Source organism: Saccharothrix sp., from assembly GCF_031180885.1.
Taxonomy (GTDB): domain Bacteria; phylum Actinomycetota; class Actinomycetes; order Mycobacteriales; family Pseudonocardiaceae; genus Actinosynnema.
In genome coordinates this window covers 22,225-43,899 of record NZ_JAPSLK010000012.1, presented here as the reverse complement: position 1 = coordinate 43,899, position 21,675 = coordinate 22,225, and the positions used below count along the sequence as shown (strand labels likewise).

Below are 21,675 nucleotides of genomic sequence, written 5' to 3'. Positions count from 1 at the left end.
CGACAGCCAGCGGGCATGCGGTCGCCGGACGTGCGGTGATTTGCGGCGGGCGTGGCCTCCGGCCCCCGGAACCATTATCTCATCCGACACCGACAATTCCGGCGCGGTCGAACAGCCCGCCGGCCGTCGCCGCCCGACCGCTGCCGCCGCCGCTGCGGCTGGCCACCACTGCCTGCCGCCCGCCGCCCGCCACGTGGTGGAGCGTTGGGCGGGGGCGGCCGGCGGGGGCTGAGGTCAGACGGCGATCAGGACGATCTTGGTGCCCTTCGGGACGCGTTCGCCGCCGCGGACGGACTGGTTCACCACGGTCGCCCGGTCCCGGTTGTTGAACTGCACCTCGACCTCCAGCCCGGCCTTCTGCAGCTCCTCCTTGGCCTCCTTGACCTTCTTCCCCTCCACGTTCGGCACCAGCACGCCCCGGTCCGCCGCGATGATGACCGTCACCCGCTTGTCCCCGGTCAACGTCGTCCCGGCCGCCGGGTTGGTGCGGACCACCCGGCCGCCCTCCACCTCGCCGGACGGCTCCTGCGGCCCCTCCACCGGTTCGAAGCCCGCGGCCGACAGCTCGGCGAAGGCCTCGTCCTTCGTCTTGCCCTTCACGTTCGGCACCGGTTTGGGCTCCACGCCCTTGCTCAGCACGATCGTCACCGTCGTCCCGATGTCCACGGGCGTGCCGGGCGCGGGCTTGAGCGTCACCACCTTGCCCTTCGGCACCCGGTCGCTGAACGCGTCATCGGCCGGGTTGAGCTGGGACTTCAAGCCCGCCGACGCGATCTCCCGCTCGGCCACCGCCGTCTCCGACCCGGCCGCCACCTGCGGGACGACCGGCTTGCCCCGCGACACCACGACCTTCACCAGGTCGCCCCGGGTCAGCTCGGTCCCGGCCGGCGGGTCGGTGCGCAGGACCTGGCCATTCGGCACGTCGTTGCTGTTCTCCGTGCTGACGGCGGTCTTCAGGGCGGCGTCCTCGATGATCGAGGTGGCCACCTCCTGCTCCTTGCCGACCACGTTGGGCACCGACGCGACCTTGCCGATGGACAGCCACCAGGTCGTCAGGCCGATGACGATCGCCGCCACGACCACGATGCTCATCCACGTGATGAGCTGCTTCTTGCTGCGCGCCCGCATCTCCTCCTGGAGCTGTTCGGGCGTCTTCTTGCGCGGGGGCCGCTTGGGGCGCGGTCTGGAACCACCAGGGCCGCCGGTCCGGGTGCCGCCGGGCGGGGTGCCGGTGGCGGGGTCGGTCAGCAGGCCGCGGGGCATCGCCATGGTGCCCCGCGGGCCGGCCGGCTCCGGGCGGCGGACCGGCACGGTCGGTTCGGCGTAGGCGACGGCGGTGCCGGCGCCCACTCCCACGGGCTGCACGCGGACCGTCGCCGGTTCCGCGGCGGGGTTCAGCGGGGCGATGGCGGTGGCCTCCGCCGACGAGCCCGACGAGCCCGACGAGCCGAGCGAACCGGGCGGCGTCGGTGCAGCGGGCGTCACCGCCGGCACGTCGACCGCGGCGATGCCCAGCGCGGCCCGGGCCGTCTCCACCTCCGACAGGAACGCCTCGGCGTCGGCCGGTCGGAGGAACGGCTCCTTGCGGGTCGCCCGGCGGACCAGTTCGGCGACCTCGGCGGGCACGTCCGGCACCACCGGGACCTCGTCGTTGACGTGCCGGTAGGCCACCGAGATGGCGTTCTCGCCGACGAACGGGGGCGTGCCGGTCAGCATCTCGTACAGCAGCACGCCGGCCGCGTAGACGTCGCTGCGGGCGTCCGCCGAGCCGTTGGTCACCTGTTCGGGTGAAAGGTAGGCGACGGTGCCCAGGATGGTCGTGTTGTCGCTGGTGATGCCCGGCGTCGACACCGCCCGGACCAGGCCGAAGTCCGCCACCTTCACCGCGCCGCCGCGCCCGATGAGGACGTTCTCCGGCTTCACGTCCCGGTGCACCAGGTCCGCCCGGTGCGCCGCGGCCAGGGGGGACAGGACCCGCTCCAGCACCGTCAGGGCGAGCGGCACGTCCAGCTTGCCGCGCTGGTTGAGGAGGTCGCGCAGGGTGCCGCCCTCCACCAGTTCCATCACGAGGTACACGCGGTCCTCGTCGACGCCCTGGTCGTGCACCGCCACCACGCCGGGGTGGTGCAGCCCGGCCGCGGCCCGCGCCTCGCGCTCGAACCGCGCCACGAACTGCGGGTCGGAGGAGAACTGGGGGTCCATGACCTTGATCGCCACCGGCCGCTCCAGGCGCGTGTCGACACCCCGGTACACGGTGGACATGCCGCCGCGTGCCACCAGGGCGCCCACTCGGTAGCGCTGCTCGAGCAGCCCGCCGATCACGTTCGTCGCCGACCTTTCCACAGCCGTGGATCGTACGGTGGGGTGGAACCGACCGATGCCGTGCGCTGCGAGCATCCCCACCCGCGTGTGGGATCCGTGTCAAAGTCGCATGAAACAGGGGGTGTCCGGGAAGCGACCCGCGGGTGTACCCCGACCACCCGGTTGGCGCAGGGCGTTGCTCCTCGCGTTGTGGCATCGTGGCGCCTGTGAGTGCGATTCCTGCCGCTGCGGATGTGCTGGCTCCCGACCTGGAGGTGCTCGACCTCCCGCAGGTCGCCGAGCGTCTCGGCTTGCCGATCAACCGTGTCCACCAGTTGCTGCGCGACGGCCAGTTGCTCGCCGAGCGCCGCAACGGTGTCCTCGTCGTCCCCGCCGCATTCCTCGCCGCCGGAGGCGTGGTGAAGGGGCTGCCCGGCACCATCACGGTGCTGCGCGACTCCGGCTACTCGACCGATGAGATCCTGCGCTGGCTGTTCACCGAAGACGACACCCTGCCGGGCACGCCGATCGAGGCGTTGCGCGGCGACCGCGGTCGCGAGGTCAAGCGGCGCGCCCAGGCGATGGGTTTCTGAGTTCCGTTTCAGTGGTCGTCCGGGCGGTTCCAGGCGAGCCGCCCGGACACGGCTCGCGCGGTCACGGCCTTGACCAGGCCTGGCAGCGCCACCGCGGCCCGTCTCGCGCGGGGGACGACGACCCGCTTGTCCAGCACGTTGTAGTCGGCCGCCGCGATCTCCTCCAGGATGTTCCGGTAGAGGACCAGGGCCGTCCGCACGCACGGTCGTGCCGCCGGTTGGAGCAGGTCGACGCCGTCCTCCGCTTCGCGGTAGGTGGCCAACGTCACGGCCATGACGTGCCCGATCGCGCGCCTGATGCGCTGGTCCGGGCGTCCCGTGCGACGTGACCAAGCGAGCAGGTCCCGGTCGACCCCGTGGGCGTCGAGGACGTCCATGGGCAGGTAGACGCGGCCCCGGTCGAGGTCTTCGCCGATGTCGCGGAGGAAGTTGGTCAGCTGGAACGCCCGGCCCAGCGCGGCGGCGGCCGGTTCGGCGTGGGCGCGCGGGACGACGGTGCCGAACACCGGCAGCAGTTGCAGTCCGATGACCGCCGCCGAACCGTGCACGTACTTGTCCAACTCGGTGAACGACGCGTACTCCGTGACGTGCAGGTCCATCCGCATGGACCCCAGGAAGTCGGTGAACAGGCCCGGGTCGATGCGGTGCCGGCGGGCGGTGTCGGCCAGGGCGGTGAGCACCGGGTGGCCGGTCGGGCGGCCCGCCAGCTCGTCGGCCAGCAGGCGTTCGAGGTCGTCCAGCTCGGCGGCCGGGTCGGCGGAAGCGCCGCTGTCCACGATCTCGTCGGCCCACCGGGCGAAGCCGTACAGGGCGTGCACGGCGGGCCGCTGGCGCTTGGGCAGCAGCCGGGTGGCCAGGTAGAACGTGCGGCCGTGGCGGGCGTTGAGGGCTCGGCAGCGGTCGTAGGCGGCCTGCAGGTCGGTCACGCGTACCTGCTGGACAGCTTCAGCGGGTCGGGCTTGACCAGGGTCACGCTCGCCAGCGCGGACACGGCCACGGTCAGCGCCAGGTAGCCCCACGAGTACAGGGCCGTGTCGCCGTTGGGGAAGGTCACCAGCAGCAGGAAGATCGAGAAGAACGTCACCTTCCGCAGGCCACCGGTGGTCCACGCCAGGCCCGCGCCCAGCACCAGCGCCCAGCTGAAGTACCAGGGCAGGGTGGCGGGGGAGAGCAGGGCCACCGCGAGCATGGTGATGGCCGCGCGGCGCACCGCCTCCGGACCGCCGTCCTCGGCCACCCGCCACTGCCGCCACGCGATGTAGAGCAGCAGGAGCGACCCGAGGCCGCGCGCGACGGTCATGAACCAGCCCGGCTCGACCCGGACGAACGCGCTGACCACGGTGTGCACGAAGTCACCGACCGCGCTGGGCAGCGACAGCCAGTTGACGATGGTGGACGACGAGCTGAGCGCCGGGATCCAGCCCAGGTCGAGCCCGGAGACCAGGGTCGTGCCCCCGAACACCACGACGAAGACCGCCAGCCCGCCCGCGATGGCCTTGCCCAGCTGGGCGCCGCGGGTGCCGTCGAGCCGCCGCGCCCACACCAGGACCAGGAACGGCAGCGCGACCACGGCGGTGGCCTTCACCGCGAACGCGAGGGTCACCACGGCGATGCCCAGCACGTGCTTGCCGTCCAGCACGAACAGGCAGCCCGCCGCGAGCAGGCCGACCATCAGCAGGTCGTTGTGCGCGCCGCCGATGAGGTGGACCAGCATCAGCGGGTTCGCGGCGGCCAGCCACAGCGCGATGGCGGGCCGCCCGCCCAGGTGTCGCGCGAGGCCCGGCAGCGCCCACACGAGCATCCCGAGCCCGATGGCGAGCACGAGGCGCATGAGGACCACGCCGCCGATGACGGACGCGTTGGTGACGCCCACGACACCCATGGCGAGCATGAGGAACAACGGGCCGTAGGGGGCGGGCGTGTTCTGCCACACCCAGCTCACGTTGTCCGACAGCGGGCTTTGCAGGACCGCCGGGCCGACCTTGTACGGGTCGAGGCCGTTGAGGGCGATCTGGCCCTGGGCGAGGTAGCTGTAGATGTCCTTGCTGAACAGCGGCGGCGCGAACAGCAGGGGCAGGGTCCAGGCGACCACGGCGGTGAGCACGGCCTGGCTGCCCACGTGCCGGTTGCGCACCATGCGGCCCAGCCGCACCCACGCCCAGATGACCATGCCGAGGCCGAGGTAGAGGACGGCGGTGGCCAGGTCGTGCCCGTGCCCGTAGCGGATCCAGCTCAGCGAGGTGTCGGTGAGCAGGGGGTCGCGCTTGAGGATCGCGCCCGCGCCCGTGCCGCCCAACGCGACCAGCATGACGCCGGCGACGCCGAGCAGGATGGTCCGGACGGGTATGCCACCGGGATCCGGCGCCTGGGTAGCACCGGGCCGCACCGGCTCGACACGTGCGGCGCTCGATCTGGGAAGGGACGGGGTCGCGGCCATCGCGGCAACATCGTCGCACAACGCGAGCGCGCGTCGGCACGCAATGGCGGACACGCGTGACAGGGTCGTAACAGCCTGGGGGATCTTCGCACGGGCAGGTCACACGAGCGAGTGACCACTTGGAGTAAGTGGTGCTTTGCGGTGTTGGATTGCCGCGACCTCGTCCCGGCGGCTCGGCCGCCTGTAGTCGGCTCGTCACGCGGCGTTTTCCGTCGATCACGTCCTTCGATCGGCGGAAAACGCCGCGCGACGAGCCGACGCGGCCTCGCGGGGTTTCCAAGGTGGCCCGGCGGGGTGACAATTCAACGCATGGCCAATTCGGTGGCCGTCAGCGTCGACGGCTTGCGGGTGGTGCGTGGCGGGCGGGAAGTCGTCCGCGGGGTGGCCTTCGAGGTGCCGTCCGGCACGGTCACGGGGCTGCTGGGCCCGAGCGGGTGCGGCAAGACGACCCTCCTGCGGGCCGTAGTGGGTGTGCAGGTCGTGGCGGGCGGAACGGTCACGGTTCTGGGGCACCCGGCGGGCAGTGCGGTCCTCCGGGACCGGATCGGCTACTCGACCCAGAGTCCATCGGTCTACGCGGACCTCACCGTCCGGGAGAACCTGCGCTACTTCGCGTCCGTCTTGAAAGCGCCCGCTTCAGACGTCGACCGCGTGGTGGACGAAGTAGGTCTTAAAGGACAGGCCGACCAACTGGTCAACACCCTGTCGGGTGGTGAACGCGGCCGGGCGAGTCTCGCCGTGGCGCTGCTCGGCCGGCCCGAGCTGATCGTGCTGGACGAGCCGACCGTGGGCCTGGACCCGGTGCTGCGCGAGGAGCTGTGGAACCTGTTCCACGACCTGGCCGACCGGGGCGCGGCGCTGCTGGTGTCCAGCCACGTGATGGACGAGGCCGCGCGGTGCGACCGGCTGCTGCTCATGCGCGACGGCGAACTCCTCGCCGACGACACCCCGCAAGCGCTGCGCGAGCGGACCGGGTCGCCGGACCTGGAACAGGCGTTCCTGGCGCTGGTGAGGGGGACGGCGTGAACACCCTGGCCACCACCCGCCGCATCCTGACCCAACTGCGGCACGACCACCGGACCGTGGCGCTGATGGTCCTGCTGCCCTCGGTGCTGCTCGTGCTTCTCCGGTACGTGTTCGACTCGGAGCAGGCGTTCAGCCGGGCCGCGCCGGCGCTGCTGGGCGTCTTCCCGTTCGCGATCATGTTCATCGTCACGTCGATCACCACCTTGCGCGAACGGCTGACCGCGACGCTCGAACGGCTGATGACCATGCCGATCGGCAAGCTGGACCTGCTGCTGGGCTACGCGCTGGCGTTCGGGCTGGTGGCGGTCGTGCAGGTGGCGGTGGCCGCGACGGTCGCGCTGACCTGGCTGGGGCTGGAGATCGAGGGCTCGGTGGCGCTGCTGGTGCTCATCGCGGTGCTGGACGCGTTGCTGGGCATGGCGCTGGGGCTGTTCGCCAGCGCGTTCGCCCGGACCGAGTTCCAGGCGGTGCAGTTCATGCCCGCGATCGTGATGCCGCAGGTGCTGCTGTGCGGGCTGTTCGTGCCGCGCGACGAGATGGCGACCGCGCTGAACTGGATCTCCGACGCCCTGCCGCTGTCCTACGCGGTGGACGCGTTGACCCAGGTCACCCGGTCGTCCGAGGTGGACGGGACGCTGGTGCGCAACCTGCTGGTCATCGCGGGCTGTGCGCTCGCGGCCTTGCTGCTCGGCGCCGCGACCCTGCGCCGACGGACCCCGTGATCCGCTGGGCGGCGAGCTTCCCGGAGATCAGCACCGGCGGCACGCCCACGCCCGGTGTCGTGCCGCAGCCGGCCAGCACGGCGTTGTCCAGCACGAGGTTGCGCGGGCGGAACGGGCCGGTCTGGGCGAACGTGTGCGCGGCGGAGAACGGGGTGCCGGCGGCCAGGCCCATGGCGGCCCAGTCGCGCGGGGTGACCAGCTTCTCCACCTTGATCGAGTCGCCGAACCCGGTCAGGCCGCGCCGTTCGAGGGTCTGCACCAGCTCGTCGCGGTAGGCGGGGCCGACGCGCTCCCAGTCGACCGGGCCCAGCCGCAGGTTCGGCACCGGTGCCAGGACGAACATCCCCTTGTCCGGCGGCGCGGTGACCAGCAGGGACGGGTCGGTCATGAGGCTGCCCCGGCGGGTCAGCTCGTCGAACGTGCGGTCCCAGGCGCGGCCGAAGAACAGGGTGTGGTGGGCCAGTTCCGGCCACGTCCGGTCGACGCCCGCGTGCAGCACGACCGCCGAAGGCGCCCACGTGATCGGCACCGGGCGGCGCGGGCGGTGGCCCAGCAGGCGGTAGGACATCGGCAGGTCCGGCGTGAGGACCACGGCGTCACACGGGATGCGTTCGCCCTGTGTCGTGCGCACGGCGGTGACGCGGCGGCCGATGCGTTCCAGCCACGCGACCTTGGTGCGGTAGCGCAGGTCCGCGCCCGCGTCCTGGGCGGCGGCGGCCATCGCGTCAGGCAGTGCCCTCATGCCGCCGCGCGGGTAGTAGACGCCCGCGATGGTGTCCATGTACGCGATGACGCCGTACGCGCCGAGCGCCTTGCGTGGCGGAACACCCGCATAAAGCGACTGGAACGAGAAGACGCGCTGGAGGCGTTCGTCGGTGAGGAACCGGGCCACTTGCGGCCCCAGTCGGGCGAAGCCGCGCAGTGCGGCCAGCTTGGCCAGGCGCGGGGTGAGCAGGTCCAGCGGGGAGTCGAAGTTCGCGCCGATGAACGCGTCCCGCTCCACCCGGTACAGCTCGGTCAGCCAGGCCCGCAGCGCCTTGTAGCCCTGCGCTTGCCCGGGTCCGGCGAACCGCCGCACTTCGGCCTCCATGGCCTCGGGGTCGGCGTGCACGTCCAGCACCGAGCCGTCGGCGAACCGGGCCCGGTAGGCGGGGTCGACGGGCAGCAGGTCGAGCCGGTCGGCCAGGGACTCGCCGACCGCCGCCAGCGCCTCCTCGACCAGCTCCGGCATGGTCAGCACGGTCGGGCCGGTGTCGAAGCGGAAGCCGTCGAGGTCCAGCCGCCCGGCCCGGCCGCCGGGCACCGCGTCCCGCTCGACCACGGTGACCCGCCGGCCCGCGCCGAGCAGGTGCAGCGCGGCCGACAGCCCCGCCAGGCCCGCGCCCACCACGACGACGTGGTCGGTGCGACCGGTGACCGTCCTCATGTCACGAGGTCCGCTTCGTCGCGCTGACGGCGAGCTGCGCGAGCCGCTCGCGGGCGGCCGGCTCCTCGATCGGGGCGCGGTCCAGGGCGGTCAGGGCGGACTCGGTCAGCTCGGCGATCCGCTCCTCCACGGCGTCCACCGCGCCCACCTCGACCAGCTTGGCGCGCACCACGTCCACGGTGGCCACGTCCAGGTCGGGCTTGCCCAGGGCGTCGTGCAGCACGTCCGCGCCGAACTCCATGCCCAGCGCCACCAGCAGCGTCCGCTTGCCCTCGCGCAGGTCGTCCCCGGCGGGCTTGCCGGTCACGGCCGGGTCGCCGAACACGCCCAGCAGGTCGTCGCGGAGCTGGAAGGCCACGCCGATGTCGGTGCCGAACGACCGCAGGCCGTCCACCAGGTCGGCGCTGCCGCCACCGATCGCCGCGCCCATGTGCAGCGGGCGTTCGACGGTGTACGCGGCGGTCTTGAGGCGGTCGATGCGCAGCGCCGCGTCCGGGGAGGCGTCGCCGCGGGCCTGGGTGAGCACGTCCAGGTACTGCCCGGCGAGCATCTCGGTGCGCATGTCCCGCCACGGGATGCTCAGCCGCTGGAGGGCGTCGGTGGGCAGGCCGGCGGCGAAGAGCATGTCGTCCGCCCACGCCAGCGCGATGTCGCCGATCAACACCGAGGCCGCGAGCCCGAACCGCTCCGGCGCACCCAGCCAGCCCTGCTCGCGGTGCTGCTGGGCGAACCGGACGTGCACGGTCGGCATCCCGCGCCGGGTCTCGGAGGCGTCCATCAGGTCGTCGTGGATCAGCGCGCAAGCCTGGATCAGCTCCAGTGAGCTGACCGCGGTGAGCACGGCCGCGGCGGCCGGACCGTCCGGGTCGCCGCCCGCGGCCCGCCAGCCCCACCACGCGAACGTCGGCCGGACCCGCTTGCCCCCGCCGAGCACGAAGTCCGCCAGCGCGTCGACCACGCCCGCGAAGTTCTCCTCGGTGCGCGCACCCTTGGTCCTGCGGTCGGCCAAGTAGCCTGCGAGGGCTGCGTCGACGTGCTTGGGCAGTTCCAGGTCCAACGGGTGGGGCGGCACCCGTCTATCGTCACCTCTCGCGTCGGAGCGGCTCCCACCGGGGGGCTCGTTCCACTCAGTGAAAGGGTTCTCCCACTGCTCGGACCTACCTCTAGGCTGAGGGGCATGACGTCGGTCGTCGAACGCATCACCACGGACCGCCCCGTGTTCTCCGTGGAGTTCTTCCCGCCCCGGGACAACGATGACGAGCGCGTGCTGTGGAAGGCGATCCGCGAACTGGAGGCGCTGGACCCCGCGTTCGTGTCCATCACCTACGGCGCGGGCGGCTCGACCCGGGACCGGACGATCCGCACCACCGGCCGCGTGGTCCAGGAGACGACCCTGGTGACCATGGCGCACCTCACCGCCGTGGACCACTCCGTGGCCGAGCTGCGCAACGTCATCGGCTGGTACGCGGCGGTCGGCGTGCGCAACATCCTGGCCGTGCGCGGCGACCCCAAGGGCGACCCCAACGGCGAGTGGGTCCGGCACCCGGAGGGCCTGACCTACGCGGAGGAACTGGTCCGGCTGTGCCGCGAACTGGGTGACTTCTGCGTGGGCGTCTCGGCCTTCCCGTACGGCCACCCGAGGTCGGCCGACCTGGACACCGACACCAAGTACCTGGTCCAGAAGCTGCGGGCGGGCGCTGACTTCGCGATCGCGCAGCTCTTCCTGGACCCGGACGACTTCCTGCGCCTGCGCGACCGCCTGGCCGCCGCGGGCTGCGACACCCCGCTCATCCCCGGCCTGATGCCGCTGACCACGCCCCGCACGCTGGCCAAGTCGGTGGAGCTGTCCGGCGCGCCCCTGCCCGCGTCGGTGGCGGCCCGCCTGGAGCACCTGTCGGACGACCCGGTGGCGTTCCGCAAGGCGGGCGTGGACCTGGTGACCGAGATGGGCGAGCGTCTGCTCGCGGAGGGCGTGCCGGCGCTGCACTTCTACACGTTCAACCGCTCGAAGGCGACCCGCGAGGTGGTCGCCCGGCTGGGCCTGGTCCCCGCACGCACCTGACCGTCAGCCCGCCGCGCCCCGTGAAGGGCGCGGCGGCCTGCGGGCAAGTAGTTGCGTGACAAGGATGACCGCGAGGCCAACCCCGAGCCCACCCCCCGACGACGGCCCAACCGCGACCGGCCCGGACCTGACCGGCCCGGACCCGGCAGCCACGTTCGGACTCCTCTTCGACGAGCACGCCGTGCCGCTGCACGCGTACCTGTCCCGCCGGGTCGGCAACCAGTCCGCCGACGACCTGGTCTCGGAAACCTTCCTGGTGGCGCTTCAACAACGCCACACCTACGACCCCGCGCGGGCAGGTGTCCGGCCGTGGCTGTTCGGCATCGCCAGCAACCTGCTCCGGCGGCACGTGCGCCAGGAAGTCCGAGGCTGGCAGGCCAGGTCCCGCATGGTCGGGACGGACCGGTCCCAGGAGTCCCCCGAGGACCGCACGGCAGAGCGGGTGACCGCCCAGCAGCAGATCCGTCAGCTGGCCGGCGCCCTCGCCGCACTCGAGCCAGGTGACCGGGACGTGCTCCTGCTGACCTCGTGGGGTCGGCTCAACGCGACCGAGGTGGGCCAGGCCCTGGGCATTCCCGTGGGCACGGTCCACTCGCGCCTGCACCGGGTCCGCCGGTGGTTGCAGTCACACAGTGCGGTTACGAGCAGGGGAGCGGAGGACGGCGATGCGTGAAGTGTGGACCGACGACGAACTGGACCGGGCCCTGGACGGCCTGTACCACGAGATCCAGCCCGACCACCGCAACCTCGGCGCCGTCCGGGCAACCGTGGTGGCCGCGGCGGAACCCCGAACCCCCCTGAAGCTGATCAAAACCGCCCCGTCCCAGCCCCGCCCACTACGCCGCCTGGCAGCCGCAGCCGCCGCAATCCTGGCCATCGCCGTAGTCGTGCAAACAACCCTGCTCTCGCCCAGCACCGCCACCGCCGAGGCCCGGGAAACCCTGACCACCGCCGCCGACATCGCCGCCCGCACCACCGACCCACCGGTCGCGAACGGCCAGTACCGCTACGTGACCACCCACGCCTGGTGGATGAAGACGATCGGCGCGGAAAACAACAGCTTCTCCTTCCTCAACGAAAACCTCATCGAGACGTGGATTCCCGCCGACCCAGTCGCGGGCGAGTGGCTGCAACGCCGCCGGGAAACCGGCAACCGCAAGTGGGTCAAGGGCACCGAGGCCGAAGCCCGCGCCGCCGGAGCAGTGGTGGAAGAGTCGCCGTGGCCGGAACAGCGCGCGAAGGGCGGCGCATTCACCCAGGGCCTCCCCGACCAGGGCACCTGGCAATTCCCGAAACCGCAGTTCCTGGCCGGCCTGCCCGCCGACCCCGAGCAGTTGTACGAACGGCTGCGCACCGACAGCGGCGGCGGCAAGCAGGTCTTGGTCTACGTGGCGGACGCATTGCGCACGGGCCTGGTTCCCGCCCACATCCGCGCAAACCTGCTCCGGGCGCTGACCCACCTCCCAGGCCTGGACGTCACCGACAACGCCGCCGACCTGGACGGCCGAAAGGGCGTGGCCCTGGGCATGTCGGAGGACGGCGAACGCCAGGAAATCATTCTCGACCCGACCACCGGTGAGGTGATCGGCGAACGCAAGGTATCCGACTCGATGTTCGCCGGCATCCCCAAGGGCACCGTCACCAGTTACTCCTCGGTCACCACGACAGTGGTCGACACCATCGGCACCACCCGCTGATCCACGCGCAGCGCCTGCTTTTCGGCGCGCAGCGCCGGCGGGAGGTGCCGCCGGGGCACACACCTCAACTCCCCGCAGTTGTAGTTGTGTCATCCTCGGTGGCTCGCCCGCCGGCGAGGCTCTTTTAATCTTTGAAATTGCGCTTCCCCGCTCAAATCCACGCTTCGCGCGTGTAGACGCAACGCGCTCCGCGCTGCTGGAGGATGAACGCGCTTCGCGCTCTTGAACAGCGCCGACGCGCTCTCAAGCTTGAACGCGCTGACGCGCTCTCAAGATCAAAAGCGGCCTGGAGGCCGCCGATGGGGGAGGGAAGGGCTTCGGTTCCCCCACCGCATGGCCCGGCAAAGCCAACCACGGATTCCCCGGGTGCCGCTAAAAACTTTTGCTCGTTCCTCGCAAAACTTTTTGGCTGCACCCGGGGAATCCGTGGTAGCCCTTCGGGCAGGCATACGGTGGGGGAACCGAAGCCCCGCCGTGGCTGGGAGCAGCCCGCCGCGCGGAGCGCGGCGAGAAGCAAAAGCGGCCGTTGCGTGTGTCGGGCCAGTCAGGCCACCTGGCTGCGACGATGCGCCACGATCGCCAACACGACCACGATCAGCGTAGCCCCACCAGTCAACCCGGCCAGCAGCATCGTCCACCCGAAGTACGAAGGCGAATTCTCCCCCGCGTACCGCACCGTCGCCTGCAACATCGAAGCCTGACCCGGCTTGGGCGACCAAGCGATGGTGGACGACTCCTCCTCCCGCCCGTTCGTCTCGACGACCTCACCCGGGAAGCTGATCTTGACCTGGATGTCGGCCCGCTCCACCGGCACCTGGGTCAGGTCCACCGAGCCGTTCATCGTCACCAGGTCGCCGGACCGGCGGAAGTTCAGCTGGTACCGGCTCGACGACGCGCTGGTCGCCGCCGCCAGCCCGCGGACCTCGTCGAAGGTCAAGCCGCTGAAGAACAGCTGGGTGCCGGTGTAGTTGTCCGCCGCGTACGGCTTGGTGGTCACCCGGCTGGCCAGTTCGTTGGGCACCCTGAGCTGCGGGCCGGGGTCGTTGTCCCGGGTCGGCGGGGTGGCCGCGACGATCTCGCCGGACACGCGGTCGTCCTGTGACAGCGCCATCGCGGCGTGCAGCCGGACGCACCCCGTCAGCGAGAAGACCGCGAGGAGCAACACCGGCAGGAGGAGCGCTGTGGCCCTGGACACGCGGCCATCCTGCCGGCCGGGTCAAAAGTTGACCGCTCGAGTGTGGTCGTTCGGACGGCTAATTACCTGTCGGGGTGAAGCGACGCGCAGGTAACGTGCGGCTCATGGCAACCTCTCCGGCCGGCGTGCACGGCATCAGCAACCAGTTCGTGGTCGACTACGCCGCGGCGGACCCGCTCGCGGCGACGTTCATCGGCACCCCCGGCCACGACGACGAGCTGACCGACTACTCGCCGGACGGCCACGCGGCCCGCAAGGAGATCGCCCAGCGCGCGCTCGCGGCGATCACCGCCGCCGAGCCCGCGGACAAGTCGGAGGCGGACGCCAAGGCCGTGTTCCTGGAGCGCGTCGGCCTGGACCTCGAGATCCACGAGGCCGGGCTGTGGGAGGGCGAACTCAACGTCATCGCCGGTCCCGTGCAGAGCCTGCGCGAGGTCTTCGACCTCATGCCGACCGACAACGCCGAGCAGTGGGCCACCATCGCCAAGCGGCTCGCGGCCATGCCCGACGCGGTCGCGAACCTGCGCGCGGGCCTGGCCAACGCCGCCGACCGCGGCCAGGTCGCGGCGCTGCGCCAGGTCACCCGGGTCGCCGAGCAGTGCGACACGTACGCGGGCCGCACCAACGGCAAGTCCTACTTCGCGAACCTCATCGCGAACGCCGACGTGGACGCGTCGCTGCGCACCGACCTGGAAGCCGGTGCGAAGGCCGCCGCCGAGGCCTACGCGGACTTCGCCCAGTTCCTGCGCACCGACCTGGCCCCGAAGGCCCCGCGGAAGGACGCCGTCGGAGAGGACACCTACCGCCTGTGGTCGCGCTACTTCACCGGCGCCCGCCTGGACCTCGCCGAGGCCTACCAGTGGGGCTGGGAGGAGTTCACCCGCATCGAGAACGAGATGAAGCAGGTGGCGAACCGGATCAAGGCGGGCGCCACGCTCGCCGAGGCCGCCGCCGCGCTGGACGCCAACCCGCGCTACCTGGTGCACGGCCAGGACGGTCTCCAGCAGTGGATGCAGCAGCTGTCGGACAAGGCGCTGCTCGACGTCCGCGACGTGCACTTCGAGCTGCCCGACGAGCTGATGAAGCTGGAGTGCCGCATCGCGCCGCCCGGCGGTGGCGTGGGCGCGTACTACACCGGCCCGACCCTGGACTTCTCCCGCCCCGGCCGCATGTGGTGGTCGGTGCCCGCGGACAAGACCGAGTTCTCCACGTGGCGCGAGGTCACGACCGTCTACCACGAGGGCGTCCCGGGCCACCACCTCCAGGTCGCCACCGCGGTCTACCAGGCGGAGAAGCTGAACAACTTCCAGCGGCTGCTGTGCTGGGTGTCCGGCCACGGCGAGGGCTGGGCGCTCTACGCCGAGCGCCTGATGCGCGAGCTGGGCTACCTGGAGGACGACGGCGACCTGCTGGGCATGCTGGACGCGCACCTGTTCCGCGCGGCCCGCGTGATCATCGACATCGGCATGCACCTGGAGCTGGAGATCCCGAAGGGCACCGGCTTCCACGAGGGCGAGCGGTGGACGCCGGAGCTGGGCCTGGAGTTCATGCTGACCCGCACCATCACCGACCCGCACCACGTGCGCGACGAGATCGACCGCTACCTGGGCTGGCCGGGCCAGGCCCCGTCGTACAAGCTCGGCGAGCGGCTGTGGCTCGCGGCCCGCGACGAGGCCCGCGGCCGGCACGGCGACGCGTTCGACCTGAAGAAGTTCCACAAGGATGCCCTGGAGATGGGCGCGATGGGCCTGGACACGCTGCGGGAGCGCCTGGCCGAACTGTGAACGGTTGAGAGGTGAACAGTGCCCCGGTGACTGCCTTTACGGCGGTGTCACCGGGGCTTCTGTTGCATATGCTGGGGCACCGAGCTTCCAGGGGGACGCCATGTCGAGACGAGTCGCGCGGTCCGCGGTCGGGTTGGCCGCGGTGGGCGCGCTGCTGTTCGGCGCGGCGCCCGCGCTGGCCCAGGACGAGGTCGTGGACCCGGCCGAGTGGCGGGTCCGGCAGGACATCGTGGACTTCGCGTTCAGCCAGATCGGGCAGCGCGAGGACGGCCCCAACGGCTACCCGCTGAAGTACCAGGCGATCGACCCGGCGATCCGGCGGCCGGTCGAGTGGTGCGGCATCTTCGTCAACTGGGTGTGGACCAAGGCGGGTGTGAAGGACAAGCCGTCCATGTCGCCCGCGCCCGGCGCGCCCGGCGTCGACCAGGGGCACTGGGCCACGTACTGGCAGAAGTGGGGCCAGCAGAACGGCAAGTGGCGGCCGTTGTCGTCGGGCGAGGCCGAGATGGGCGACGTGATCGTCTACGGCGACTACCCGTCGATGTTCGCGCACGTCGGCGTCGTGGTGGAGGTCGCCTACGACCGCACCGGCCGGCACGCCACGCACATCCGGACCGTCGAGGGCAACGTCAGCGACCGCGTCGTCTACACGAAGTGGCGCAAGATCAGCGACCTGGCCAACGGCGCCGGCCTCAAGGTGAGCGGCTTCGTCTCGCCGTTCTAGTCGAGAGGCAGCGTCCGGCCCAGCACGGCGAACGGCCGCGGGTCCCCGGTGAACTGGTAGTGCCGCAGCACGTCCACGAACCCCAGCCGCCGGTACAGCCGCCACGCCTTGCTGGGGCCTTCCGGGGTGGACAGCAGCACGCGCGAGGTCGTCACGCCGCTCAAGAGGTTGCGCAGCAGGCCCTCGCCGATGCCCCGGCTCTGTGCGCGCGGCAGGACGTGCAGCTCGGTCAGCTCGAAGTAGTCGTGCATCCACTCCTCGACCGCGCGCGGCCCGGAGACGGCGGTCAGGCCGTGCCGGACCTGCTCGTGCCACCACTGGCCGACCGCGCCGCGGTAGCCGTAGCCGATGCCGATCAGCTCGTCCTGCTCGCCCAGCGCCACCACGCACCGCCAGCCGTCGCGCAGCATGTGCGCGAGCCACATCGGGGCGCGCTGCTCGGCGGTGCCCGGCGGGTAGTTCATCGCGCTGACGTAGAGGGCCAGGGCCTCGCCCAGGCGGGAGTTCAGCTCGCGCGCGGAGACCTCGACCAGGCGCTGGGAGGGCGCGGCGGTCATCGGGCGACCCGCGCCGGTGTGCCGCCGGTCAGCTCGACCAGGCCCGCGTAGGTGGTGGGGAACACGGCGTGCGGGTGCCCGGCGGCGGCCCACACCGCGTCGTACTGCTCCAGGTCCACGTCCACGAAGGTCTGGATGGGCGCGGGGTGGCCCAGCGGGGAGACGCCGCCGATCACCTGACCGGTGTGCTCGCGCACGAAGTCCGGCTTGGCCCGCTCGATCTTGTCGGCCCCGGCGAGTCCGGCCAGCAGGTCGGTGTCCGCGCGGTGCGCGCCCGAGGTCAGGACCAGCAGCGGGCTCGGGACACCGTCCCGGACCGCGGCGAAGACCAGGCTGTTCGCGATGGCCCCGACCGGCACCCCCACGGCCTCGGCCGCCGCGGCGGCGGTGCGGACGGCGTCGGCGAGGACGACGATGCCGTCGGCGGCCTCGTGGTGGCCCGCCTCGGCCAGGGCCGCCGCCACCTTTCGGATACCGGGGTGGTCAAGTGCGCTCACCTGTTCATGAGACCACGTGCGGGCGGGTTGAGGAGTAGCGGGTTTCCGGGTTACGCTGACCTGGCTCGAACATGTGTTCGAGCTATGCCTTGGTGGTGGGGCGGGGGAAGCGCCCCACCACCAAGTGCCGCCGTCTCCCCGCGGCGGTCGTCGACGTCCCGACGCCGCGAGGAGGCCGCAAATGTCCACCGCGACCGACTTCCCCTCCATCCCGCTCCCGCTGCCCCCGGCGTCCGCCGTCAGCCTCCTCGCGCAGGCCCGGGAGTGCTTGCGCGAAGCCGAACACACCACCGAACCCGCCGACCGCTTCGCCGCCGCTTACCTGGGCGCGATGCGATCCGCCGCGGCTGTGTTGGCGTTGCGCGGCCGACCGCACCGGGGCCGGGCCAAGCCGACCAGCGTGTGGGTGTTGTTGCCGCGCTTGGCGCCGGAACTGGCGGAGTGGGCGACGTACTTCGCGTCGTTCTCCCCGGCGCGGGCGGCGGTGCTGGCGGGCATCACCCGGCAGGTGAACCCGCGCAGCGCCGACGACCTGGTCCGCCAGGCCGGGCAGTTCGCCGACCTGGTCGAGTCACTCATGCACCCCCGCGAGGACGGGCTGTGACCAGGGGACTTCTCGACTACGCCCGCTTGATCGAGGTGATCGCTTCCGAGGCGGAGCTTTTGGCCGCGTCGGCAGAGCACCAGCGCCCCGAGCGCCAGGTGCCCGCGTGCCCGGGTCTGAACCTGGGCGAGACCGTCCGGCACGTGGGCAGCCTGTTCCGGATGGCCGGCAAGTGGGTCCGCGACGGCCTGCAACCCGTGACGTGGCAACAGGACCCGCTCCCGGGTGAGTCGTTGTCGGACTACGTGCGCGCCGCTGTCGGTCCGTTGGTCGAGGCCCTTTCGGCGCGTTCGGCGGACGACCCGTGCGAGACGTGGTGGCCGGAGGACCGGACGTGCGGCTTCTGGGCCAGGCGTCTCGCGCACGAGGCGACCATGCACCGGATGGACATCCAGGCGGCAGCCGGCCTCCCGGTGACCGCGGTGCCCGATGACGTTGCGGAGGACGGTGTAGATGAGGTCCTGTCACTGTGGCTCGGCCACCGCCTGGACGTGCTGGGCGTGCGGGGGACGAGGGAGTCGACGGTCGCGATCCGCGTGGGCAACCGCGTGTGGCTCACACGGACGGGCCCCAACCCGTCGCTGGCTTGGCGCGCCACGCCGGAGGAGGCGGAGTCGGCGGACGCGGAGGTGACGGGGAGCCCGATGGCGGTGTACCGGTGGCTGTGGGGTCGCATCCCGGACCGGGAGGTGGAGCCGATCGGTGATCACGACGCGATCGCCCAACTCTGGGCGCTTTTGCGCTTGGCCACCAAGTGACCACCAACGTGTGACAGGCGTGGGGTGCGTCCGGACCTGCGAAAATGGTCCGGACGACAGCCTCCGACGACTTCCCTCTATCGAGTGACATGCAGGATCCGGAACCAATCTTCGCCTCGCGCGTCCCGTGATTTGGAAAGGAGTCGGCGGCGCGGCACCCGGCCCGCTCCCCGGCGTCCCCGGCGGCCCAGGGTTCCGGGCTTCCCGGCGACGTCAGACGCCCTCGGCCCTCGGGGCGGCGGCGGCGGGGGCGGCCTTCGGCGGCGTGAACCGGTCCCGGGGGCGGCCCTTCGGCCAGCGTAAAACGGCTCTAGGGCGGCCCTTCGGCGACCTCACGAACGCCGAGGCCGGGCTCACTCGTCGCCGTCGGGCCCACTCGTCGCCGTTGCCGTTGCCGTCGCCGTTGCCGTTGCCGTTGCAGTCACAGTCGCGGTCGCGCTGCCGTCGACCCAGCCGTCGCGCTCGCGGTCCGGGTCGCTGTCGCCATCGCCCCGGCCGCCGCGGTCGCGGTCGTGATCGCCCCGGCCGCCGCGGTCGCGGTCGTGATCGCCCCGGCCGCCGCGGTCGCGGTCGTGATCGCCCCGGCCGCCGCGGTCGCGGTCGTGATCGCCCCGGCCGCCGCGGTCGCGGTCGTGATCGCCTGGTCGCCGTCGCGGTCGTCATCGCCCCCACCGCCGTCGCCCCGCCACCGCGCGGTCGCCGTGGCTGGTGTGGCGGTCGTGGCTGGCGGCTCGGGTTCGTGGTCGTGGTGGCTGGCTTGGTCGTGGGCGCCGGGTCAGGGGTGCTGGCCGGGGGCGGGGCCGGAGTCGGGGGCCGGGGTGGAGTTAGGGCCTGTGCCGGGGTTGGCGGTGGGGCCGGGGTTGGCGGTGGGGCCGGGGGCGGCGGTGGGGTGAGGGTCGGCGGTGGGGTCGGAGTGGGCGGTGGGGGCGGCGTTGGGGGTGGATTCGTTAGTGGGATCGAAGTGGGGGTGTGGGTGGGGGAAGGTTAGGTCGGTGGCGGTGGTTAGGCCGGTTGGGGTGGCGGTTTCGAGGTGGTAGTGGGCGGGGGTGGTGGTCAGGTCTAGGAGGGCTATCGAGTTGCCGAAGTGGGGGCCGCTGATCTTGCGCCAGCTCACCGGGTCCGGCGAGACGCCGGCGCGGGTGGCTCGCCAGCGCAGGAAGCGGGCCAAAGGTCTGGACCAGGACAGGGCGAAGATCGGGCGGAAGAACCATGGGGGGTCGTTGTGGACCGGGGAGCAGACGAGTTGCAGGACCTCTGAGTGGGTTGGGGTGGTGAACTCGGCTCTTGCGGCGTAGCTGTGGTGGACGTCGCCGGAGAGGATGCAGATGGTGCTGGGGGCCTGCGGGGTCGTGCCTATGCGGTGGACCAGGCGGGCCAGGCGTTCGAACGACGCGCGGAAAGCGGGCCAGTGTTCCAGGTCGCCGAGTTGGCGGATTCGTTCGGCCACGCGGCCGCGTCGGCCGGGGCGGGCCGCGGCCTTTTCGTTCAAGGACTGGAAGTGGCTCAGGGCGTGGGGCATCAGCCACGGCAGGGATGAGCCGATCAGCAGGTGGTCGTAGTCGCCCTCGGCGTTGCGCTCGATCCAGTCGAACTCCTCGTCACTGACCATCAGGCGCTCGGGGCCGTCCAGGATTCGGCCCGCCCTGGTGTCGATGACCAAGAGGCGGGTGCGGCCGAAGTCACGGCGGTAGCTCCAGCGCGTGGGCTTGCGGCCGTCGGCCTCCCGGTCGGCCTGTTCGGCGAAGTCCTCCAGCAGACCCTGCACGTTACCGCCTGCCGTGCGGACCTTGGCCCACAGCTCGTCTCGCGCCAGCTCGTCCAGGCCCAGGTTGCCCAGGTGCTGGTACACCCAGTACGACGCCAGCCCGGCCCGGATGCGCTGCCCCCACCACCGGTACTCCGCCATCTGCGCCCGCCACACCCGCGACGTGTTCCAGTCGTCCCGGATGTCGTGGTCGTCGAAGATCATCGACGTCGGCAGCACGGACATCAGCCACCGGATCTCCGGATCAGCCCACGACTCGTGGTACAGCTCGGCGTACTCCCGGAACGACACCACCTCGCCCTCGGGCTCCGGTCTGCGCTCCGCCAGCCACCGCCTGACCTTCGGCGTCGGCTCGTCCGCGTACACCTGGTCGCCGAGCAGCAGCAGCGCGTCCGGCCACTGCTCCTCCGGCAACTCCTTGAGCTGCTTGGCGAACGCGTCCAGCGCGTCCGGCCCCAGCTTGTCGTGCCCCGGACCGTGGTGACCCTTCGCCGCACGGCAGGACCCGAACACGATGCGTCGAACACCGGACGTCCGGATGCGCGGCGCCGGGAACGAGTAGTCCGGCGGCGGCCACACCACGTGGTCGTCCAAGCGCACCCGGTAGGGCGTGGTCGTGTCGGGCGTCAACCCGTCCAGCACCACCAGCGCGAAGTGCTGTTCGCCCACCTGGAACGTCGCCGCGCGGTACCCGGCGATCTCCACCTCGCACGCGGCGTCGGTCTCCACCCACACCGTGGCCGACGTCGCGTCTACGTGTCGCAGCACCGGACCGAGCACCAGTTCCGCCATGCGCGCAGACGTTACCTTCGCTGCATGACAACCAGGCTGTACGACGTCGTGGTGGATTCGGCCGATCCCGGCGCGCTGGGCCGGTTCTGGTCCGCGTTGCTGGACAAGCCGATCACGGGGGAGAGCGCCGACGAGGTGGACGTGGCGCTGGACGAGGGTGTCGAGCTGGTGTTCGTGCCGGTGGGGGACGTGAAGCGGGTCAAGAACCGGCTGCACCTCGACTTGGCGTCGACCTCGGCGGAGCACCAGGCGGAGTTGGTGGCGAAGGCGAAGTCGCTGGGCGCGCGCGAGGCGGACATCGGTCAGGCGTCCGTGCCGTGGGTGGTGCTGGCGGACCCGGAGGGCAACGAGTTCTGCGTGCTGGAGCCGCGTGAGGAGTACCTGAGCGTCGGGCCGGTGGCGGCGGTGGTCGTGGACGCGTTGGACCCGGTCGCGCTGGCCGGGTTCTGGTCGCACGCGACCGGCCTGCCGCTGACGCGGTCACACCCCGAGTTCGCGTCGCTGCGCCGGGAAACCGGGTTCTGGGTGGAGTTCGTGCGCGTGGACGAGCCGAAGTCGGTGAAGAACCGGCTGCACTTCGATGTCGTGCCGCCCGCCGACGGCGACCTGCGGCTGGAGGTGGCGCGCCTGGAGGCGCAGGGCGCGGTGCGGGCGGACGTGGGTCAGCGTGACGTCGAGTGGGTCGTGCTGGCCGATCCGGAGGGCAACGAGTTCTGCGTCCTCACGCCGCGCTGA

At 71.7% G+C, this 21,675-nt stretch carries 20 protein-coding genes; 11 read left to right on the top strand and 9 right to left on the bottom strand.

Annotated elements, in window-relative coordinates; all coding sequences use genetic code 11:
* Nucleotides 1-234 precede the first annotated feature (234 nt).
* The gene (locus RIN75_RS16990; RefSeq protein WP_309112906.1) at nucleotides 235-2,343 is read right to left on the bottom strand and encodes a PASTA domain-containing protein; all 2,109 of its coding nucleotides are present in this window, start codon (nucleotides 2,341-2,343) and stop codon (nucleotides 235-237) included.
* A gap of 185 nt (nucleotides 2,344-2,528) precedes the next feature.
* On the opposite strand from RIN75_RS16990, the gene RIN75_RS16985 reads away from it, so the two are divergent.
* Entirely contained in the window at nucleotides 2,529-2,894 is a 366-nt protein-coding gene (locus RIN75_RS16985; RefSeq protein ID WP_309112905.1) for an Rv2175c family DNA-binding protein, read from the top strand.
* An 8-nt stretch (nucleotides 2,895-2,902) separates the two neighbouring features.
* Here the strand turns inward: RIN75_RS16985 and RIN75_RS16980 are convergent, their stop codons facing one another.
* Both RIN75_RS16980 and mptB read right to left on the bottom strand, forming a co-directional pair.
* Nucleotides 2,903-3,820: a phytoene/squalene synthase family protein gene (locus tag RIN75_RS16980; protein ID WP_309112904.1), complete on the bottom strand. Its 918-nt coding sequence runs from the start codon at nucleotides 3,818-3,820 to the stop codon at nucleotides 2,903-2,905.
* Nucleotides 3,817-5,280: a polyprenol phosphomannose-dependent alpha 1,6 mannosyltransferase MptB gene (gene mptB / locus RIN75_RS16975; RefSeq protein ID WP_309112903.1), complete on the bottom strand. Its 1,464-nt coding sequence runs from the start codon at nucleotides 5,278-5,280 to the stop codon at nucleotides 3,817-3,819. The genes RIN75_RS16980 and mptB overlap by 4 nt, the downstream gene beginning before the upstream one ends.
* A gap of 360 nt (nucleotides 5,281-5,640) precedes the next feature.
* Here mptB and RIN75_RS16970 point away from each other — a divergent pair, with 360 nt between their 5' ends.
* Both RIN75_RS16970 and RIN75_RS16965 read left to right on the top strand, forming a co-directional pair.
* Nucleotides 5,641-6,357 carry an ABC transporter ATP-binding protein gene (locus RIN75_RS16970; protein WP_309112902.1) on the top strand — a complete coding sequence of 239 codons (717 nt, stop codon included), beginning with the start codon at nucleotides 5,641-5,643 and terminating at the stop codon, nucleotides 6,355-6,357.
* Nucleotides 6,354-7,079: an ABC transporter permease gene (locus RIN75_RS16965; protein WP_309112901.1), complete on the top strand. Its 726-nt coding sequence runs from the start codon at nucleotides 6,354-6,356 to the stop codon at nucleotides 7,077-7,079. Before RIN75_RS16970 ends, RIN75_RS16965 begins: the two co-directional genes overlap by 4 nt.
* Here the strand turns inward: RIN75_RS16965 and crtI are convergent.
* Together crtI and RIN75_RS16955 are read right to left on the bottom strand one after the other, a co-directional pair.
* Nucleotides 7,012-8,505, bottom strand: a complete 1,494-nt coding sequence (gene crtI / locus RIN75_RS16960) for a phytoene desaturase family protein (protein ID WP_309112900.1) — start codon at nucleotides 8,503-8,505, stop codon at nucleotides 7,012-7,014. The two genes, RIN75_RS16965 and crtI, sit on opposite strands and share 68 nt — an antisense overlap.
* Before the next feature lies 1 nt (nucleotide 8,506).
* Nucleotides 8,507-9,577 (bottom strand): polyprenyl synthetase family protein, encoded by a 1,071-nt coding sequence (locus tag RIN75_RS16955; protein WP_309112899.1) that lies wholly within the window; start codon nucleotides 9,575-9,577, stop codon nucleotides 8,507-8,509.
* Nucleotides 9,578-9,682: 105 nt separating this feature from the next.
* On the opposite strand from RIN75_RS16955, the gene RIN75_RS16950 reads away from it, so the two are divergent.
* The 3 genes from RIN75_RS16950 to RIN75_RS16940 all read left to right on the top strand — a co-directional run bounded on the left by RIN75_RS16950 (nucleotide 9,683) and on the right by RIN75_RS16940 (nucleotide 12,264).
* Complete coding sequence (locus tag RIN75_RS16950) at nucleotides 9,683-10,567, top strand: methylenetetrahydrofolate reductase (protein ID WP_309112898.1); 885 nt, start codon at nucleotides 9,683-9,685, stop codon at nucleotides 10,565-10,567.
* Between the two features lie 64 nt (nucleotides 10,568-10,631).
* A complete protein-coding gene (locus RIN75_RS16945) occupies nucleotides 10,632-11,240 on the top strand; it encodes a sigma-70 family RNA polymerase sigma factor (RefSeq protein WP_309112897.1) in 609 nt (202 codons plus the stop codon).
* A complete protein-coding gene (locus RIN75_RS16940) occupies nucleotides 11,233-12,264 on the top strand; it encodes a CU044_5270 family protein (RefSeq protein ID WP_309112896.1) in 1,032 nt (343 codons plus the stop codon). Before RIN75_RS16945 ends, RIN75_RS16940 begins: the two co-directional genes overlap by 8 nt.
* A gap of 544 nt (nucleotides 12,265-12,808) precedes the next feature.
* On the opposite strand, the gene RIN75_RS16935 is transcribed toward RIN75_RS16940, so the two are convergent.
* The gene (locus tag RIN75_RS16935; protein ID WP_309112895.1) at nucleotides 12,809-13,459 is read right to left on the bottom strand and encodes a DUF3153 domain-containing protein; all 651 of its coding nucleotides are present in this window, start codon (nucleotides 13,457-13,459) and stop codon (nucleotides 12,809-12,811) included.
* Nucleotides 13,460-13,563: 104 nt separating this feature from the next.
* On the opposite strand from RIN75_RS16935, the gene RIN75_RS16930 reads away from it, so the two are divergent.
* Entirely contained in the window at nucleotides 13,564-15,243 is a 1,680-nt protein-coding gene (locus RIN75_RS16930) for a DUF885 domain-containing protein (protein WP_309112894.1), read from the top strand.
* A gap of 100 nt (nucleotides 15,244-15,343) precedes the next feature.
* Nucleotides 15,344-15,967, top strand: coding sequence for a CHAP domain-containing protein (locus RIN75_RS16925; RefSeq protein WP_309112893.1), 624 nt, complete (start codon nucleotides 15,344-15,346; stop codon nucleotides 15,965-15,967).
* Here RIN75_RS16925 and RIN75_RS16920 read toward each other — a convergent pair.
* Together RIN75_RS16920 and RIN75_RS16915 are read right to left on the bottom strand one after the other, a co-directional pair.
* Nucleotides 15,964-16,524, bottom strand: coding sequence for a GNAT family N-acetyltransferase (locus RIN75_RS16920; RefSeq protein WP_309112892.1), 561 nt, complete (start codon nucleotides 16,522-16,524; stop codon nucleotides 15,964-15,966). The two genes, RIN75_RS16925 and RIN75_RS16920, sit on opposite strands and share 4 nt — an antisense overlap.
* Nucleotides 16,521-17,021, bottom strand: a complete 501-nt coding sequence (locus RIN75_RS16915; protein ID WP_309112891.1) for a YbaK/EbsC family protein — start codon at nucleotides 17,019-17,021, stop codon at nucleotides 16,521-16,523. Before RIN75_RS16915 ends, RIN75_RS16920 begins: the two co-directional genes overlap by 4 nt.
* A 181-nt stretch (nucleotides 17,022-17,202) precedes the next feature.
* Between RIN75_RS16915 and RIN75_RS16910 the strand changes: the two genes are divergently transcribed.
* Together RIN75_RS16910 and RIN75_RS16905 are read left to right on the top strand one after the other, a co-directional pair.
* Nucleotides 17,203-17,625 (top strand): SAV_6107 family HEPN domain-containing protein, encoded by a 423-nt coding sequence (locus RIN75_RS16910; protein WP_309112890.1) that lies wholly within the window; start codon nucleotides 17,203-17,205, stop codon nucleotides 17,623-17,625.
* Nucleotides 17,622-18,383, top strand: a complete 762-nt coding sequence (locus RIN75_RS16905) for a maleylpyruvate isomerase family mycothiol-dependent enzyme (RefSeq protein WP_309112889.1) — start codon at nucleotides 17,622-17,624, stop codon at nucleotides 18,381-18,383. The genes RIN75_RS16910 and RIN75_RS16905 overlap by 4 nt, the downstream gene beginning before the upstream one ends.
* Nucleotides 18,384-19,158: 775 nt before the next feature.
* Here RIN75_RS16905 and RIN75_RS16900 read toward each other — a convergent pair.
* Nucleotides 19,159-20,940 (bottom strand): alkaline phosphatase D family protein, encoded by a 1,782-nt coding sequence (locus tag RIN75_RS16900; protein WP_309112888.1) that lies wholly within the window; start codon nucleotides 20,938-20,940, stop codon nucleotides 19,159-19,161.
* Nucleotides 20,941-20,964: 24 nt separating this feature from the next.
* On the opposite strand from RIN75_RS16900, the gene RIN75_RS16895 reads away from it, so the two are divergent.
* Nucleotides 20,965-21,675, top strand: coding sequence for a VOC family protein (locus RIN75_RS16895; RefSeq protein ID WP_309112887.1), 711 nt, complete (start codon nucleotides 20,965-20,967; stop codon nucleotides 21,673-21,675).

What these genes read in the sequence shown, in the direction of transcription:
- RIN75_RS16970 (WP_309112902.1), top strand. Translation starts at nt 5,641, where the DNA reads ATGGCCAATTCGGTGGCCGTCAGCGTCGACGGCTTGCGGGTGGTGCGT.
- crtI (WP_309112900.1), bottom strand. Translation starts at nt 8,505, where the DNA reads ATGAGGACGGTCACCGGTCGCACCGACCACGTCGTCGTGGTGGGCGCG.
- RIN75_RS16950 (WP_309112898.1), top strand. Translation starts at nt 9,683, where the DNA reads ATGACGTCGGTCGTCGAACGCATCACCACGGACCGCCCCGTGTTCTCC.
- RIN75_RS16945 (WP_309112897.1), top strand. Translation starts at nt 10,632, where the DNA reads ATGACCGCGAGGCCAACCCCGAGCCCACCCCCCGACGACGGCCCAACC.
- RIN75_RS16940 (WP_309112896.1), top strand. Translation starts at nt 11,233, where the DNA reads ATGCGTGAAGTGTGGACCGACGACGAACTGGACCGGGCCCTGGACGGC.
- RIN75_RS16930 (WP_309112894.1), top strand. Translation starts at nt 13,564, where the DNA reads ATGGCAACCTCTCCGGCCGGCGTGCACGGCATCAGCAACCAGTTCGTG.
- RIN75_RS16925 (WP_309112893.1), top strand. Translation starts at nt 15,344, where the DNA reads ATGTCGAGACGAGTCGCGCGGTCCGCGGTCGGGTTGGCCGCGGTGGGC.
- RIN75_RS16920 (WP_309112892.1), bottom strand. Translation starts at nt 16,524, where the DNA reads ATGACCGCCGCGCCCTCCCAGCGCCTGGTCGAGGTCTCCGCGCGCGAG.
- RIN75_RS16910 (WP_309112890.1), top strand. Translation starts at nt 17,203, where the DNA reads ATGTCCACCGCGACCGACTTCCCCTCCATCCCGCTCCCGCTGCCCCCG.
- RIN75_RS16900 (WP_309112888.1), bottom strand. Translation starts at nt 20,940, where the DNA reads ATGGCGGAACTGGTGCTCGGTCCGGTGCTGCGACACGTAGACGCGACG.
- RIN75_RS16895 (WP_309112887.1), top strand. Translation starts at nt 20,965, where the DNA reads ATGACAACCAGGCTGTACGACGTCGTGGTGGATTCGGCCGATCCCGGC.